The 15,436-nt window shown below is 62.5% G+C and carries 14 protein-coding genes and 4 pseudogenes; 14 read left to right on the top strand and 4 right to left on the bottom strand.

The features are described 5' to 3' along the window. The first annotated feature begins 7 nt into the window (after positions 1 to 7). The 7 genes from ccoO to ccoS all read left to right on the top strand — a co-directional run bounded on the left by ccoO (position 8) and on the right by ccoS (position 6,250). Entirely contained in the window at positions 8 to 742 is a 735-nt protein-coding gene (gene ccoO, locus IVA80_RS32605; protein WP_247439047.1) for a cytochrome-c oxidase, cbb3-type subunit II, read from the top strand. Between the two features lie 13 nt (positions 743 to 755). Beyond that, positions 756 to 920, top strand: coding sequence for a cbb3-type cytochrome c oxidase subunit 3 (locus IVA80_RS32600; RefSeq protein ID WP_247363281.1), 165 nt, complete (start codon positions 756 to 758; stop codon positions 918 to 920). A 6-nt stretch (positions 921 to 926) separates the two neighbouring features. Beyond that, positions 927 to 1,802, top strand: coding sequence for a cytochrome-c oxidase, cbb3-type subunit III (gene ccoP, locus IVA80_RS32595; protein WP_247439044.1), 876 nt, complete (start codon positions 927 to 929; stop codon positions 1,800 to 1,802). Between the two features lie 109 nt (positions 1,803 to 1,911). Continuing rightward, the gene (gene ccoG / locus IVA80_RS32590) at positions 1,912 to 3,378 is read left to right on the top strand and encodes a cytochrome c oxidase accessory protein CcoG (RefSeq protein WP_247439042.1); all 1,467 of its coding nucleotides are present in this window, start codon (positions 1,912 to 1,914) and stop codon (positions 3,376 to 3,378) included. 15 nt (positions 3,379 to 3,393) lie between these two features. Then, positions 3,394 to 3,879 carry a FixH family protein gene (locus IVA80_RS32585; RefSeq protein ID WP_247439040.1) on the top strand — a complete coding sequence of 162 codons (486 nt, stop codon included), beginning with the start codon at positions 3,394 to 3,396 and terminating at the stop codon, positions 3,877 to 3,879. An 11-nt stretch (positions 3,880 to 3,890) separates the two neighbouring features. Further along, entirely contained in the window at positions 3,891 to 6,083 is a 2,193-nt protein-coding gene (locus IVA80_RS32580; protein WP_247439038.1) for a cation-translocating P-type ATPase, read from the top strand. Next, positions 6,083 to 6,250 (top strand): cbb3-type cytochrome oxidase assembly protein CcoS, encoded by a 168-nt coding sequence (gene ccoS / locus IVA80_RS32575; protein WP_129271966.1) that lies wholly within the window; start codon positions 6,083 to 6,085, stop codon positions 6,248 to 6,250. Before IVA80_RS32580 ends, ccoS begins: the two co-directional genes overlap by 1 nt. Before the next feature lie 251 nt (positions 6,251 to 6,501). Here the strand turns inward: ccoS and fixK are convergent. Beyond that, positions 6,502 to 6,822, bottom strand: a pseudogene (fixK, locus tag IVA80_RS32570) (nitrogen fixation protein FixK); the annotation flags it as partial. A 2,130-nt stretch (positions 6,823 to 8,952) separates the two neighbouring features. Here fixK and IVA80_RS32565 point away from each other — a divergent pair. From IVA80_RS32565 to IVA80_RS38460, 3 genes and pseudogenes are all read left to right on the top strand, one after another. Next, positions 8,953 to 9,156: pseudogene (locus IVA80_RS32565) on the top strand (plasmid stabilization protein); the annotation flags it as partial. Next, a pseudogene (locus IVA80_RS32560) lies at positions 9,153 to 9,331 on the top strand (PIN domain-containing protein); the annotation flags it as partial. The pseudogenes IVA80_RS32565 and IVA80_RS32560, both read left to right, overlap by 4 nt. A 70-nt stretch (positions 9,332 to 9,401) precedes the next feature. Then, positions 9,402 to 9,530, top strand: a complete 129-nt coding sequence (locus tag IVA80_RS38460) for a hypothetical protein (RefSeq protein WP_256467556.1) — start codon at positions 9,402 to 9,404, stop codon at positions 9,528 to 9,530. A 156-nt stretch (positions 9,531 to 9,686) separates the two neighbouring features. Here IVA80_RS38460 and IVA80_RS32555 read toward each other — a convergent pair whose 3' ends face one another. Together IVA80_RS32555 and IVA80_RS32550 are read right to left on the bottom strand one after the other, a co-directional pair. Further along, positions 9,687 to 10,607, bottom strand: a complete 921-nt coding sequence (locus tag IVA80_RS32555) for a Fic family protein (protein WP_247439037.1) — start codon at positions 10,605 to 10,607, stop codon at positions 9,687 to 9,689. A 437-nt stretch (positions 10,608 to 11,044) separates the two neighbouring features. Beyond that, the gene (locus IVA80_RS32550) at positions 11,045 to 11,245 is read right to left on the bottom strand and encodes a hypothetical protein (RefSeq protein ID WP_247439035.1); all 201 of its coding nucleotides are present in this window, start codon (positions 11,243 to 11,245) and stop codon (positions 11,045 to 11,047) included. A gap of 386 nt (positions 11,246 to 11,631) precedes the next feature. On the opposite strand from IVA80_RS32550, the gene IVA80_RS32540 reads away from it, so the two are divergent. The 3 genes from IVA80_RS32540 to IVA80_RS38455 all read left to right on the top strand — a co-directional run bounded on the left by IVA80_RS32540 (position 11,632) and on the right by IVA80_RS38455 (position 12,333). Beyond that, complete coding sequence (locus IVA80_RS32540; RefSeq protein WP_247439033.1) at positions 11,632 to 11,895, top strand: hypothetical protein; 264 nt, start codon at positions 11,632 to 11,634, stop codon at positions 11,893 to 11,895. Between the two features lie 133 nt (positions 11,896 to 12,028). Continuing rightward, complete coding sequence (locus IVA80_RS32535; protein WP_247439031.1) at positions 12,029 to 12,211, top strand: hypothetical protein; 183 nt, start codon at positions 12,029 to 12,031, stop codon at positions 12,209 to 12,211. Then, the gene (locus tag IVA80_RS38455; protein ID WP_256467552.1) at positions 12,208 to 12,333 is read left to right on the top strand and encodes a hypothetical protein; all 126 of its coding nucleotides are present in this window, start codon (positions 12,208 to 12,210) and stop codon (positions 12,331 to 12,333) included. The genes IVA80_RS32535 and IVA80_RS38455 overlap by 4 nt, the downstream gene beginning before the upstream one ends. 278 nt (positions 12,334 to 12,611) lie before the next feature. On the opposite strand, the gene IVA80_RS32530 is transcribed toward IVA80_RS38455, so the two are convergent. Further along, the gene (locus tag IVA80_RS32530; RefSeq protein ID WP_247439029.1) at positions 12,612 to 13,604 is read right to left on the bottom strand and encodes a hypothetical protein; all 993 of its coding nucleotides are present in this window, start codon (positions 13,602 to 13,604) and stop codon (positions 12,612 to 12,614) included. Between the two features lie 200 nt (positions 13,605 to 13,804). On the opposite strand from IVA80_RS32530, the pseudogene IVA80_RS38265 reads away from it, so the two are divergent. Further along, a pseudogene (locus IVA80_RS38265) lies at positions 13,805 to 15,236 on the top strand (universal stress protein); the annotation flags it as partial. Positions 15,237 to 15,436: the final 200 nt, after the last annotated feature.

Below are 15,436 nucleotides of genomic sequence, written 5' to 3'. Positions count from 1 at the left end.
GTTTTCCATGTCGTTCTGGACACGCCATCAAGTCTTCGAAAAGAACTCGATCATCCTGATCGTCGGCATCCTGCTGGTGATCGCGATCGGCGGTCTCGTCGAGATCACGCCGCTGTTCTACCTCAAGAGCACGATCGAGGCGGTCGACGGGGTGCGGCCCTATACGCCACTGGAGCTCGCAGGCCGCAACGTCTACGTCCGCGAAGGCTGTTATCTCTGCCACTCGCAGATGATCCGCCCCCTGCGCGACGAGGTCGAGCGCTACGGCCACTTCTCGCTCGCCGCCGAGAGCATGTTCGACCACCCGTTCCAGTGGGGCTCGAAGCGCACCGGTCCCGATCTTGCCCGCGTCGGCGCCAAATATTCCGACGACTGGCACGTCAACCATCTGACCAACCCGCGCGCCATCGTGCCGCAGTCGGTAATGCCGGGCTATCCGTTCCTCAGTCAGACCGAGGTCGATCCCGACACGATCGCCGACCACATGCGCACGCTGAGGACCGTCGGGGTGCCCTACAGCGACGATCAGATCGCGAGCGCCGGCGCCGATGTGAAGGCCCAGGCCGATCCGGATAATTCCGGCAGCGATGCCTTCAGCAAGCGCTACGTCAAGGCCGTCGTGCGCAATTTCGACGGCAAGACCGGCACGCCGACCGAAATGGACGCGCTGATCGCATATTTGCAGATGCTCGGCACGCTGGTCGACTTCAAGATCTACAACGAGAAAGCCAATCTTCGCTGAGAAGGCATCAACGATGAAAGCCATCCTGACACTCGACAATCTTGCGTCCGGTCTCGTGACCACGATCTGGACGCCGGTCTTCATCGCGATCTTTCTCGCGATCATCGCCTACGCATTTTGGCCTCGCAACAAGGCCGCTTTCGACGAAGCGGCACACCTGCCGTTGCGGGAGGAGTGAGAGATCATGACCGATCATCATAGCGACATCGATTCCGTCACCGGCAGGTCCACGACCGGGCACGAGTGGGACGGCATCAAGGAGCTCAACACGCCGCTGCCGCGCTGGTGGGTAATCACCTTCTACCTCACCATCGTCTGGGCGATCGGCTACTGGCTCGTCTATCCGGCCTGGCCGCTGATCTCCAGCAACACCACGGGCATGTTCGGATATTCGTCCCGCGCCGACGTCGCAGTCGAGCTCGCAAACCTCGAGAAGATCCGCGGCGACAAGATGGTGGCGCTGGGCGCGGCCTCGCTCGCCGACATCGAAAAGGATCCGGCCTTGCTGGCGCTCGCCCGCGCCAAGGGCAAGACCGTGTTCGGCGACAATTGCGCACCGTGTCACGGCAGTGGCGGCGCCGGCGCGAAAGGCTATCCGAACCTGAACGACGACGATTGGCTGTGGGGCGGCACGCTCGACCAGATCATGCAGACCATCCAGTTCGGCGCGCGTTCCGGTCACGCCAAGGCGCATGAGGGCCAGATGCTCGCCTTCGGCAAGGACGGCGTGCTGAAGGGCGACGAGATCGTCACGGTCGCCAATTACGTGCGGTCGCTATCGGGCTTGCCAACCCGCAAGGGCTACGACGCGGCGAAGGGCGAAAAGATCTTCGCCGAGAATTGCGTCGCCTGCCATGGCGATGGCGGTAAGGGCAACCCCGAGATGGGCGCGCCGAACCTCACCGACAAGATCTGGCTCTATGGCTCGGACGAGGCGAGCCTGATCGAGACCATCAGCCTAGGCCGCGCCGGCGTCATGCCGGCCTGGGAGGGGCGGCTCGATCCGGCCACCATCAAGGCCATGGCGGTCTACGTCCACTCGCTGGGCGGTGGAAAATAGCCCATTGACGGAAGACGGGGCGAACAAAACGCCCCCGTTTGCGCTGGATCAACTGACGCCGCGGCGTCGGGTCTAGGTTTAATCGCACCTTTGCGAGAAGCTTTTGGCGATGAACAAGACCGTGAACCCGAACGACCTCACATCGGACGACGATTACGGGCCGCTCTACGCAGCCCGGAAGAAGGTCTATCCCCAGAGCGTCTCCGGCACCTTCCGCCGGATCAAATGGGGCCTGATGGCGTTCTGCCTCGGTATCTACTACTTGCTGCCCTTCGTGCGCTGGAACCGCGGTCTCGGCGCTCCGAGCCAGGCGGTGCTGATCGATCTGCCCAACAGCCGCTTCTACTTCTTTTTCATCGAGCTGTGGCCGCAGGAGGTCTACTACTTCACGGGCCTATTGATCGTCGCCGCGGTGGCGCTGTTCCTGATGAACTCGGTCGGCGGCCGCATCTGGTGCGGCTATCTCTGTCCCCAGACGGTCTGGACCGACCTGTTCTACGCCGTCGAGCGCCTGATCGAAGGCGACCGGCGCGAGCGGATGAAGAAGGACAAATCGTCCGATCCGATGAGGCTCGAGCGCATCTCGGAGATCGTGCTCAAGCATTCGATCTGGCTCCTGATCGCCTGGTGGACGGGCGGCGCCTGGGTGCTCTATTTCAACGACGCGCCGATGCTGGTGAAGCAGCTCGTCACCTTCCAGGCGCCGATGATCGCCTACGCCTGGATCGGCATTCTCACCGCGACGACCTATGTGCTCGCCGGATTCATGCGCGAGCAGGTCTGCGTCTATATGTGCCCGTGGCCGCGGATCCAGGCGGCGCTTACCGACGAATGGGCGCTCAACGTCACCTACCGCTACGATCGCGGCGAGAAGCGTACCTCGGTCAAGAAGGCCGCCGAGCTGCGCGTGCTCGGTGAGCACGCGGGCGACTGCGTCGACTGCTATCAATGCGTCGCGGTCTGTCCGACCGGCATCGATATCCGCAACGGGCCGCAGCTCGAATGCATCCAGTGCGGCCTCTGCATCGACGCCTGCGGCAACGTGATGACCAAAATCGGCCGTCCGAAGCGGCTGATCGGCTACGACAACGACATCAACATCCATCGCCGCCAGGAAGGCAAGGCGCCGGTCTATCGCATCGTCCGGCCCCGCACCGTCGCCTACAGCGCGATCATCGCGGCCGTCGGTGGCATCATGATCTACACCCTCGCGACCCGCAGCCTGCTCGACGTCAACGTGCTGCACGACCGCAATCCGGTCGCGGTCAGGCTCAGCGACGGCTCGATCCGCAACGCCTATACGGTGCGGCTGCTGAACAAGAGCGGCTATGACCGCGTCATCGCGATCGACGCGAACGGTCCGGCCAACGCGACCATTCACGTCATCGGCGTTGATTCCGTGACGCCGGACCGGCCGATGATCGTGATCCCCCGCGACTCCACCAGCGAGTTGCGGCTGCTCGTCACCGCGCCGGCGGACAGCAATCCAGAGAAGTCTATTCCCGTCCGCTTCCACGTCACCGATATCGGGCTCGGCGAGGCCGCGTTCGCCACCGACAATTTCGTCTCACCGTAAGTCCAGGAGACACCCATGGCATCCAAGCCGCTGACCGGGACCAAGGTGTTCCTGATGCTGGTCGCCTTCTTCGGCGTCGTGATCGGCGTCAACGTGACCATGATGAAGCTTGCGATCGCGACTCTGCCCGGCACCGACGTCGACAGCCTCTATGCCGCAGGCCTCACTTATGACTGCGAGATCTCGGCGGCGCAGGACCAAGCCGCGCGCAAATGGCAGGTTAACGCTCATATCGAGCGGCGCGCCGATGGCAATGCCGTGCTCCAGGTCGAAGCGCGCGACGCTGCCGGGCAGCCGGTGAGCGGGTTGAAGTTCGGCGGCCGCCTGGAGCGGCCGACCGACAAGCGCGCTGATCTCGCGGTCGAGCTCTCGGAGGCGGGCATCGGCATCTATCGCGGCAATGCCGCCTCCGTCGCGCCCGGGCAATGGGACATGGTGATCGAGGGCGAATTGCGTGGCGCGCGCGTCTTCCTGTCACGCAACCGCGTCATCCTGAACTGAAGGATTTCGCCATGCAGGTCACGCGGGACTTCTCGCACTACGTCCGGACCGCGGGCGAAGGCGTCCAGCACATCGATCTCGCCGTCGAAGGCGTTCATTGCGCCGGATGCATGGCCAAGATCGAGCGCGGACTGTCGGCGATTCCCGACGTCACGCTGGCGCGGGTGAACCTCACCGACCGGCGCGTCGCGCTGGAATGGAAGCAGGGCACGCTCGACCCAAGCCGTTTCATCGATCGGCTGGCAGAGCTCGGCTACAAGGCCTATCCTTACGAGACCGAGAGCGCGGAGGCGACGGAAGTTGCCGAATCGCGCTTCCTGCTGCGCTGCCTCGGCGTCGCCGCGTTCGCCACCATGAATGTGATGATGCTGTCGATCCCGGTGTGGTCCGGCAACGTCTCCGACATGTTGCCCGAGCAGCGCGACTTTTTCCACTGGCTGTCGGCGCTGATCGCGCTGCCGGCGGCAGCCTATGCGGGGCAGCCGTTCTTCCGCTCGGCCTGGCGCGCGCTATCGAACAAGACCACCAACATGGACGTGCCGATCTCGATCGGCGTGTGCCTTGCGCTCGGCATGTCCGTGGTGGAGACCATCCACCACGCCGAGCACGCCTATTTCGACGCGGCGATCATGCTGCTCACGTTTCTTTTGGTCGGCCGCTTCCTCGACCAGAACATGCGGCGGCGGACGCGCGCGGTCGCGGGCAATCTCGCCGCACTCAAGGCCGAGACCGCGGCCAAGTTCGTCGGGCCTGACGAGATTTCGCAGGTGCCGGTCGCGGCGATCCATCCCGGCGACATCGTGCTGCTCCGGCCAGGCGAGCGCTGCGCGATCGACGGCACCGTGATCGAGGGACGCTCCGAGATCGACCAGAGCCTGATCACCGGCGAGACGCTCTATGTCACGGCGGAGCAGGGCACGCCGGTCTATGCGGGCTCCATGAACATCTCAGGCACGTTGCGGGTGCGGGTCTCGGCGGCGTCAGAGGCGACGCTGCTCGCCGAGATCACGCGGCTGCTCGACAATGCGCTGCAGGGGCGCTCGCGCTACATGCGGCTCGCCGACAGCGCCTCGCGGCTCTACGCGCCGGTGGTGCATGCGACCGCGCTCTTCACCATCCTCGGCTGGATCATCGCCGGCGCGGGCTGGCATGATGCGATCGTGACAGGCGTTGCCGTCTTGATCATCACCTGTCCCTGCGCGCTCGGCCTTGCGATTCCCACGGTGCAGACTGTCGCTTCCGGCGCCATGTTCAAATCCGGCGTGCTGCTCAATTCCGGCGACGCCATCGAGCGGCTGGCCGAATCCGATTATGTCATCTTCGACAAGACCGGCACGCTCACCCTGCCGCATCTAGAGGTGACGAATGCGGCCGACATCCCCGCGGACATGTTCGACCTCGCCGGTCGACTTGCACTGTCGAGCCATCATCCGGTCGCCGCCGCGGTCGCGCAGGCCGCCGTCGCCAAATCGCCGATCGTGGGTGCAATCGAGGAGACCGGGCAGGGCGTGCGGGCAACGGTCGACGACGTCGAGATTCGTCTCGGCCGTCCGTCGTTCTGCGGCGCCGATGCCTTGGTCGGCGACGGTGCCGATCTAGATCCCGAAGCGTCCAGCGCGGCCTTCAGCAAGGGCAGCGAAAAATTCATCCTTTCGGTGCGTCAGGGCCTCCGCCCGGATGCGCAAGCCGTGATCGCGGCGCTGAAGGCGCGCAACATCGGCGTCGAAATTCTCTCCGGCGATCGCGAGCCGGCGGTGAGGGCGGCGGCCCATGCTCTCGGCGTTCCCGAGTGGCGCGCCGGCGTCACGCCCGCCGACAAGATCGCGCGGATCGAGGAGCTGAAGCGGCGCGGCGCAAAAGTGCTGATGGTCGGCGATGGCATGAACGACGCGCCCTCGCTTGCGGCGGCCCATGTCTCGATGTCGCCGATCTCGGCCGCGCATCTCAGCCAGGCGACCGCCGATCTCATCTTCCTCGGCCGGCCGCTGGCGCCGGTCGTCGCGGCCATCGATTCCGCGCGCAAGGCGCTGCACCTGATGCGGCAAAACCTCCGGCTCGCGATCGCTTATAATGTCCTGGCGGTGCCGATCGCGATCAGCGGCGTCGTGACGCCCCTGATCGCAGCAGCCGCGATGAGCGGCTCGTCGATCCTGGTCATGCTGAATTCGCTGCGGGCACGCAGCGCCTCGCGGGAGATCGTGTGATGGAGATCCTGGTCATTCTGGTCCCGCTGGCGCTGATGCTCGGTCTTGCCGGCCTCGCCGGCTTCCTCTGGTCGCTCCGGAGCGGCCAGTACGACGATCTCGACGGCGCAGCGTGGCGGGCGATTGCCGACGACGAGCCGCCGCAAGAGGCGCCGGCTAAGCGGTAAAGCGGTAGCCTTCCACACGAGGTGCGGCGGACTTCCAGTGAATGGGAGAGCATCCCTGTCGTCGTTGATGGAGGGTTGACCAAGTTTGTTATGACGGCAGGTTGTGTCACTGCATGGGGGCGTTGTTCCCAATCGAAGGCGGCGCAACTGAACGGACCGGCGGCGTGGCGGGAGTCCGACCTCCATGTCCGGCAATGCTGGCGATGGCGCAGCACGATCTGGCGCGCTCCGGAGAAGCCGAGAAGGCCTTAGGCGTGAAGCTCTGACAGGGCTCGCGAGACCGTCTCCAGGATGAGGCCGAGATAGTCGCCGATGTCACGGCGGCACTCGGACGGCCATCAGGCCGGCGGCCGCGGTGCGGGATGTCCGTCTCGGGCAGGAAGGTCGCGATCCTCCATGGCGTTCTTGCGGCCGAGCAGCAGCATGTGGTCCTCCGCGTGCTTCAGTTCGCCGGCCGTCAGGGTCCAGAGCTTGCGCGCGACCTGACAGTCTGTATTGGCCGCCTTGTCCGGGCTCGCCCGGTTTACCAGGCGCACCGTGGTCTCGAGGATCGCTTCGGCCGCGATGCGGTGGGCCCTCGCCGAGATCTCCTCGTCCTTGCCGCTCGCGAATTCGCTGGCCACGAGCGCCGTCTGGCCGACCAGCCGCCGAACGCAGCAGACGGCGAGGGCGCGGAGCGCGTCGTGGAAGGCTGGGTGGTGTAGAGTGCGGGCGGAAGCATCGGCGATCTCCTTGCTTATGGCCGGAGGATCCGAGGGACCGCCACACGGTCAAATTCGGTGTCATCTCTTAGCGGGACTTACGCACGGTAGATCTACGGGCGAGATGCCGCTCGTTCAGGACCGGTGGCCCTCCAGGCTGCTGCCGAGCGCTTGCATCGTTGGAGCGTTGAGGCAGTAGTCTTCGTAATCTCTGGTATCCACCCTGATCTCGACATCGTTGTTGCACTCAACCTTGCGGTCGCATTGGGTGCAGACCCGCTCGTCGCGCAGCACTGCCGACTTCGATCGCGAAGACATCCTCGTGGTCGATGCCGAGAACCTTCAGTAACCGGGGCAATTCGTCAGCCGCAAGCGTCCTTGACCACGCATCGAGGTCTGCAGGCGTGACGCGCAGATCGGCGCGATTTCGTGCCGCAGTAGAGTTGATGCAACTCACGGATTTCACGGCGATGCCTCAGCCGGTTACCGAAAACATCCAGGAGGCCTTCAAGGATGGGATAAGTCTTCTCTGTTGTCTTCATGCCCAATACGCTCCCAATTCTGGTGTGATGCTTTCTTATTGAAGCCGGCCGGGGCCGCCATTGCGCCAGCGCAATGTCCTTTGCTCGCGGACGTAGCTGGTCCGCCGCAATTGCAGTATTTCTCCCCCTCGCGTCCGGCCGTAGAGCGCATCCAACCCAAAATCTCGGCCAGCGCCGTTGCCAGACCTTACCTCGATCCCCTACCCGGAGGCCCATCCTTCCTCTTGATCGGCGACGTACGCAAGCTCCTGCCGCAACGGCCCGCTCGCCCGGCCGCCTCTCGAGGAAGCGAAAGCCGGCAGCCCGAGCACGAAAGACCTGGAGGGCCTTGTCGAACGCTTCGTCGTAGGAATCGATCCCACGACCGTGTGCATGAGTTCGTTCAGCACGTAGGCGCGAACGAGACTCCTCAACGTAGTGAGGGCGTTCTCGGCGGCTTCGCCGAACAGCCCGTAATTCGGCTAGGACGCCGATTATCAGCGTATGCAGGTTTTCACGAGCGTCGCGCCACTCGGAACAATCACGGCCGCGCTCCGGAAAGGCGCGGCGGATAGAGCCGGCCTCTCGAGCGCGTAGGAGCGTATCGCGTGAGCGACCAAGTTCAGGGCGTCTTCGACGATTTTTTACGCGAGCCTTCTGCGGCCGGCAGAAATTCCCGGTAGCCCTTGACGGCAAGGAAGCGGCGCATCTCGGCGAACGTTTCGCGCGGTCGCCCGTGCAGATCTCGATTTCCTGGGCAAGATCTTTCGCCAGCTCCCGGTCCCAGGTGCTCGAGAGCATTTCTTTCACGGAATGGTCGCGAGAGTTTTGTGGCAGTCATCGTCCTCAACCTCCGAATGGTTATGCGTCGTGAACAGCACCACCGCGATGCCGACCACAGCACGGTCGCGGATATCGTCGCGACGATGGACAGGACGCTCATTGCCCTGAGAGCTCCGTTAGGCCCTCCTAGACCAATGGATAAACGCCACTGCAAAAAAGGATACTCCAATTCAAAGTAGACCAGCATTCGGGAGGTTCGTACTCCAACTGGTGGATCCAGTCCGGCCCTGAACCGCCGGGCAGAGCTCGCCATACACATAATTCGACTAGGCGTCGGGCCGCGGTTATGCGAGTCTTGCAGCATTTCGAGGCGTGTCGGACCGGAGGGACCCGATGTGCAGATCGTCTCTTTCGGCGTGGTTGGAATTGGGACGGGTAAAGTCCTGGGACACTCAAAGTGGCATGCGCCAGTGAAAGTACGCTCCACGACTGGACCGTAGGTGAGCGTGTAGTCGTTTGCGAAGCGGCTGGACCGCGTCTGAGCGGCAAGCAAGGAGTCGTTCTCGGGTTCGGTGCTACGCGCAGCAGGCTTCGCGTGTTGCTCGACGGTTCCAGAGGGCCGATCACGTTGCATATCACCTTCGTGGACCCGGTCGTGCAGCACGATCGCGCTTGAGAATGGTGCTGCCACAAGGGGAAAGTCCGCGCGGCGTAGCACAATCGCAGCGCGGATGCGGAAATGCGCGCCATTCTGGAGGCCGCCGTGCGTCCCGAGGGCCGGCTGCGGCTCGGCACCGCCCTTTCGGAGATGAGCCGGAAGATCGGCCTCACCAATGCCGATGTCGAGGCACTTGAACATGGCCGCGACGCGCGTCCCGCTGAGCCGATGCGCTTCGAATGATCCTGCTCGATACGAATGTGGTCTCCGAGGCGATGAAGCCCGAACCGCATCCATCGGTTCGTGACTGGCTCGACGCCCAGGCGGCCGAGACGCTGTTTTTCTCCAGCGTCACCATCGCCGAACTGTTGTTCGGCATCCGCGCGCTGCCGCGCGGGTCGGGAGAAAGAAGGCCCTTGGTCAGCACCTCGACCTTGCAGCCGAGAACGGCCTCCCAACGTCCGTTCTGAGGCTGACAGAGGAATGGCGTGCTGCTGCTGCTGCTGCTGCTGCTGCTGCTGCTGCTGCTGCTGCTGGACATCGGCATGCTGATGCCGCCGAGGATGATGATCGGGATCACGCCGATCGGGATCGGTGCTGGTCAGCTTGATCGCTGATCATCATCATGCTGGTCATCCGATCATGATCGCGCGCGCTCCGAGTTAGCCCACGGGCGCCGGTCACGTTGGCATCTCGCCGTGCGATGGCTCGCAACTTGCGCGCGCGATTTGGTGACACTGGGCTTTTTGCCGGGCCCTAGTCCGGCGCGATCCTCAACCGAGGTCCGCCAGTGCTTGGACTTCTCCCGGAAGGCTCTGCCGGGGCGGAGGCGGCTCACGACGACAACAGTCTGCCAGGAATGCGGCGAAGGGACCGACATCACCTTGTACGCTCGCGCTCTCGAGTGCCCGCATGTATTCGTCGCGTCTGCCGACGGGAATGATTGTCCAAGGCAGCCCTCCCGATGCCATCATGACATTCATGAGGAAGCGGCCCGTTCGGCCGTTGCCGTCTGGAAGAGGGTGTATGAAGGTGAATATGAAGTGTCCGAGCACAGCTCTCACGCGCGGATCCTTCTCCTCCTTCAGGCAATCAAGAAAAGCCTCCATGGCCTCAGGTACCGATTCCCAAGCGACCGGTGTGTGTCCCGAGTTCCTGATGAAAACGAAGTGAGTTCGATAACCGGCGAGGTTTTCGGGCTTGATGATGCCGGCTTGAACTGAGGGCTGAAAGAGGGCCCGGTACCAGTCGAGGTGCTCCCGATCGGCGATCTCGGCGGCGTCCTCACCGTTGAGCACGCGGGCCACCGCGCCACGGACCAGTTGGAACGCATCCCAGTAGCCCTTCGCGGCCATTGCATCCGTTTGTTTGCGATCTCCATCGCTGCCGTTGGGATCCCATTTCCCGGTCTTGACCTTCTCGATCAGTTCCTCCGTGACCGAGTAGCCTTCGATAGAAAGCGAGTGGTACGCGTCCGAGGTGTACCGTTCGTCGATCGCGGCCAGATATTCGTCATGATCGTTGATACGCCGCGGCTCAAGCTTCAAATTTGCTAACACATTTTCGCGAATCTCCGCCCACATGAGACGGATTCGCGTCATGATTGGTGGCGTGGCCCGGCTTGGAAGCTGCATCGGTACCGGCGCCTTGAATGGATCGGCATCTTCCCTGACATCGTGCCCGCCCGCCGTCATCGCGGTGACGATATCGTCGGCGGCCCGCGTGTTACCCAGCAGTCGGTACGCCCCGGCGATGCGTCCCGCCGCGGCCGCATGTCCGCCTTCCAGGAGGACTTTTAGGATTGCGCGGGCATTCCTCTGCGTATGCTGGCGTTCTCAATAAAATTCAGTTGCGTAATTACAATAAATTATTGCACATTTAGGCCGAGAAGCCGGAGCTGGACCTGGCTAGAGCGCCTTCCGGTGGAAGGCCGACGTTAAGGTGCTTGTCTGGCTGAGAATGTGGCCGCCGATCGGCAAGGAACCCGGTTATGCCTACGCTTACCGAGTCCTCCTGAACAACATCGAGGCCCATCGGGCCGGATCCTGACGGGCGCGCCGGCGTTCCGAGCCAGGCGCCATGGCCAGGGCGTTGCGGCGGGCCCGCGCAATTGACCCTTCTCCTCAAGGATTCAAAATCGAGCTGCGTCATGGAAGGCGAGAAGCCGCCGCAGGATCTTATCCAGCGGTGGGATAGGGTCATCGGCGAAGCAGGATGGACGCCGCTCGATGAGACGGTGTTCTTGCGCCTGCACCGCATTGTCATCGGTGATGAGCATTTCGTGAAGCTCGGCTTTCGGAAGGAAGGCGGGTTCGTCGGTGAGCATGACCACGAGACGCAGAGATCCATTCCGGACCATATCAGCGCGCATCACGAAGATATCGCCTCCTCGTCCAGGCCTCGTCAATTAAGCTTGACCCCGTCGTGGCTGCCGCCGTGCTGGCCTTCGGGTTCGTCTACATCCATCCATTCGAGGACGGCAATGGCCGCACCTGGCACGACGGATTCAATCCGCCGGCATCCACTTTCCGGTTTCAGCCGCCATCCTAAGACAAAATCGCCGAATACAAGGACGTATTAGAAAGCTATTCGAATAGATTGCTTCCATGCGTCCAATGGCAGCCTACTCCACAGGGCAACGTCAAGGTCCTGAACGATACGGCTGACGTTTGCCGCTTTTTCGATGCAACGCCGCACGCGGAGTTTCTGTACGAATGCGTGCAGAGGACCATCGAACAGGATCTTCCGAAGGAAATCCGGTTCTTGCGGAGCTTCGATACATTCCGGGCGGGCGTCGAAAACATGATCGACATGCCGGAGCGCACCCTCAACAATCTCTTTGGATTCTTGCAACAGAATGAAGGGCGACTCTCAAAGCGCGCCCGTGACAACGAATTCTCCCAATTAACGCCAGACGAAGTCACGAAGATTGAGGAGCTTTATCAAACGGCCTTCTCGAACGACTCCGGAACAGCGAGCTGAGCCTCTGTCATCTTCATTGGATCATAGCCTGGATGTCGAATCAGAATCCTCTTCAGCGGCCGCCACAAAATATGATCCAAAGGCTCGCCGCGTGCGTGAGTGTTGATCCTAGACGAGACCGACGAGATGGTCGATGCCCTCATTATTTTCCGACTACTCGTCGATCGTGCTCCAGAGCGAAAGCGATGAGTTCGAGAAGCTCTGCGCATTGCCGCCCCCTCACGTTCTATCCGATGAGGTGCAGGCTCAGACAGTCGAAGAAATCGACCGCATCAGGCGCATGGCGGCGGATGGTCCGCGCGTCCCGAACAGATGAAGACCCAGATCGCCGAAACGGAAGCAAGCATTGTGGCCTTTGCTGAACAAGCGAAGTCTGGGGAGACATTCGCGGAGCGCGATGAAGGACGGATTGGTCTCTCACAGGCCAAAGAGCGTTGATCAATGAGCGTGCCGCTCTGAACCGCGAGCTTCCAAGTATCGTCGATCGATCTGTGGAGCAGGGCTGCTCCCATGAGACCAGCCGAGCTGGCGACCGGCATTGAACAGGCCGATGCCGGATGCGCGGTTGCGGTCATTGAGGTTGCTGAAGCGATCAGGGTGATCGACAGGAAAACGAAATGACCGATGCCCCGTACGCAGGAGCATCGGTAGGACACGGATATGGTCGGCGCCGGAGGCGATACGGGAGCTGGTGTCGGTGCTGGTGCGGGTGGGGCCTACTGGGGGCCACCCGTATACTTGTCAACCGTCGACATGAGCGGCTTCGGGGTCGACAGATTGAACATCAGCCCGAACCGACCTTCGGGACCAGTCTTGTCCAGCTCGTCGATCAGCTCGTAGAGATCGATCCACTCGATGAACGAATACTGAGAGAACTTCGCCAGCATCGCATCCAGGTTTGAGTTACAGGCCGACATCGAGGCAGACGTCGAGGTGTTGACGAAGGTTGCGTCGTAGATCTCGGCGCCGTTCATCTCATTGATGGCGACTGGAACGCCGTAGCTCGACAGCTTTGTGAACAGGTTGAAGTTGGGACGAACTCCGCCCCAGTAGTTCGTCGGGTCCACGGCGGCATGCTCGTAATAGTGATAGCCGAGCACATCGACCTTGACGCCATTCGCCTTCATGAAGTCGATGTAGCCGAACATCGTCGATGTGGTGCCGACGATGCGCCGAAGATTTCTGCCGATGTCGCGGCGTACCTGCTCGATCGCGTCCGACATTCCCCGCAAGAGATTGGCGAAGTCGGCCATCGACGGATATGCAGCGAACTCGGCAGAGGTCCATCCCTTGCCGAACAACGGAGAGCCGTTGCCATCACGGACGGTCAGATTGATCTCGTTACCAAGTTCCCAGTCGCCGACTGAAGATGCGAACTGGCGAACGAATGCCAGGGTCCGATTGTAGCCCTGGGAGTAGATCGCAGCAGCGTCGCCGGCAGGATACTTGCCAGCATCGGTCTTGTCGCCCCACGTTAGCGGAAGCGCCAGAACAGGTTCAAGAGTGACGCCATAGTTGGCGGCAAGGCCTACGATCGAGGTGAAGCGCGTCGCTACCCATGGATCAGTGTCAGCCGCCAGAGGAATGGTCAGGCGGTATCGCTTGAGTTTATGTGCGGCGAGCGTCTTGAAGACGTCCTCGTCATTGATCTGGCGGTACGCCCCGGAGGCGAACATGGAGTGGCCATTGACGCCGATTTGAACTGTCAAGTCTTGTTCCTTGATTGCGCGAGGAAAGAAGAGGACGCCCGACGTTTTGCAGCAGATCTGATTTCGGGCGCGGCGGGGTAAAGGAGGAGAAACCCCCGCCGCAGTCGGGCGTTAGCAGTCAGTCGGCGCTCTGTGTCGCCGCTCCCTATTCTGTACTGCGACTATGGTTGTATTTTGGCCTACTCTCCCCTGAGGGAGTGGAGATGCTGCAAAGCGCGCATGCAAGGCTGAAGGCGGGCATCGATGTCGTCATCGGCGTGGTCGAAACCCACGGGCGGGCCGAGACCGAAGCGCTGCTGAAGCGCTGGAAGTGCTGCCGCGCAAGCGGCTGAGCTACAAGGACCAGACGCTGGAGGAAATGGACCTCGACGCACTGATCGCGCGCCGTCCGCAGATCGCCCTGTCGACGAACTCGCTCATACCAACGCGCCGGGCAGCCGTCATCCCAAACGCTATCTCGACGTCGAGGAGTTGCTGTCCCGTGGCATCGACGTCTACACGGCGGTCAACATCCAGCACATCGAAAGCCTCAATGACGTGGTCGCGCAGATCACGCATGTACGGGTGCGCGAAACCGTACCGGACAAGATGTTCGACCGCGCCGACGCGATCGAGCTGATCGATCTCACGCCCGACGATCTGATCCAGCGGCTGAAGGAGGGCAAGGTCTATGTCCCCAAACAAGCCGAGCGCGCGCTGGAGCATTATTTCTCGCCGGGCAATCTGACCGCGCTGCGCGAGCTGGCGTTGCGCCGCACCGCCGAGCGGGTCGACGAGCAGTTGCTCACCCACATGCAGGCCAATGCCATTGCCGGTCCCTGGGCCGCGGGCGAGCGCATTTTGATGTGCCTCAGCGAGGATCCGCGCGCCGCGGGCCTGGTGCGCTACACCAAGCGGCTGGCAGACCGGCTGCATGCGCCCTGGACCGCGGTCACCATCGAGACGCGGCGCAGCCTGCAACTGACCGACGGGCCGCGCGACCGATTGGCCGACACGATGCGGTTGGCCGAATCGCTCGGCGGCGAGTCCATCACCATTCCCGGTGTCGGCCGCCGCATCGCCGATGATGTCGTTCAGTTCGCCCATGCCAATAACGTGACGCAGATCATCATCAGCAAGTCGACGCGCCCATGGTGGTTCGAGCTGATGCGCGGTTCGGTGGTGCATGATCTGGTGCGGCACGCCGGCAATATCAGCGTCAATGTCATTGCCGGCGAGGAACTCGCCGCCGAGCCTGTTCCAAAGAAAACGGTACGCAACGCGGAACGATCCAAACCGTTCGATCCAAAACCGTATTTGATGGCGCTGCTGGTCGTGGCCGTCGGCCTTGCGCCAGCGTCGCGGCCTCGCTGTGCTACAATTTCTTCTTCCTGCCGTCGGTCTACACCTTCACGATCACCGAACCGGCCAACGTCGCCGATACGCGTCGTGCTGCTGCTGCCGGAAGACGGCGTGCTCACGGTAAAATCCGGCTATCCGCCCGAGGATGAACTCGACAGGGCCGACCTTGCAGCGGCGAACTGGACCTGGTCCAACGATCGCCCGGCCGGACGCGGCTCGGATACGCTGCCGGGTGCCAAGCGGCTGTTTTTGCCGATGCGGACCGGCCGCGGGCTGATCGGCGTCATCGGCACCCTCGTCGACTGCGTCGAGCGGCCCGACCTGGCGGCGGGCACCGAAGAACTCTCTAACGCGCTACAGACCGTGCGCGCCCTCGACGTGACCAAGCTCGTCGAGTTGACGACAGCTCGCGAGAACCAGTCGCTCGCTGGTATCCTCGGTTGCTGGCTGGAGAGCCGTCGCGAAGACCTCTTCGTCGACGATGAGATGCT

It is taken from the genome of Bradyrhizobium sp. 139, assembly GCF_023074175.1.
Classification (GTDB): domain Bacteria; phylum Pseudomonadota; class Alphaproteobacteria; order Rhizobiales; family Xanthobacteraceae; genus Bradyrhizobium.
Note: the sequence above shows the minus strand (reverse complement) of the source record. Positions and strands in the feature narration are given on the sequence as shown.

Excerpts from the sequence above, each read along its gene's own strand:
- IVA80_RS32580 (WP_247439038.1), top strand. The coding sequence starts at position 3,891 with ATGCAGGTCACGCGGGACTTCTCGCACTACGTCCGGACCGCGGGCGAA.
- IVA80_RS32555 (WP_247439037.1), bottom strand. The coding sequence starts at position 10,607 with ATGACGGCGGGCGGGCACGATGTCAGGGAAGATGCCGATCCATTCAAG.
- IVA80_RS32600 (WP_247363281.1), top strand. The coding sequence starts at position 756 with ATGAAAGCCATCCTGACACTCGACAATCTTGCGTCCGGTCTCGTGACC.
- IVA80_RS38455 (WP_256467552.1), top strand. The coding sequence starts at position 12,208 with ATGAAGACCCAGATCGCCGAAACGGAAGCAAGCATTGTGGCCTTTGCT.
- ccoO (WP_247439047.1), top strand. The coding sequence starts at position 8 with ATGTCGTTCTGGACACGCCATCAAGTCTTCGAAAAGAACTCGATCATC.
- ccoP (WP_247439044.1), top strand. The coding sequence starts at position 927 with ATGACCGATCATCATAGCGACATCGATTCCGTCACCGGCAGGTCCACG.
- IVA80_RS32585 (WP_247439040.1), top strand. The coding sequence starts at position 3,394 with ATGGCATCCAAGCCGCTGACCGGGACCAAGGTGTTCCTGATGCTGGTC.
- ccoG (WP_247439042.1), top strand. The coding sequence starts at position 1,912 with ATGAACAAGACCGTGAACCCGAACGACCTCACATCGGACGACGATTAC.
- ccoS (WP_129271966.1), top strand. The coding sequence starts at position 6,083 with ATGGAGATCCTGGTCATTCTGGTCCCGCTGGCGCTGATGCTCGGTCTT.
- IVA80_RS32535 (WP_247439031.1), top strand. The coding sequence starts at position 12,029 with ATGCCCTCATTATTTTCCGACTACTCGTCGATCGTGCTCCAGAGCGAA.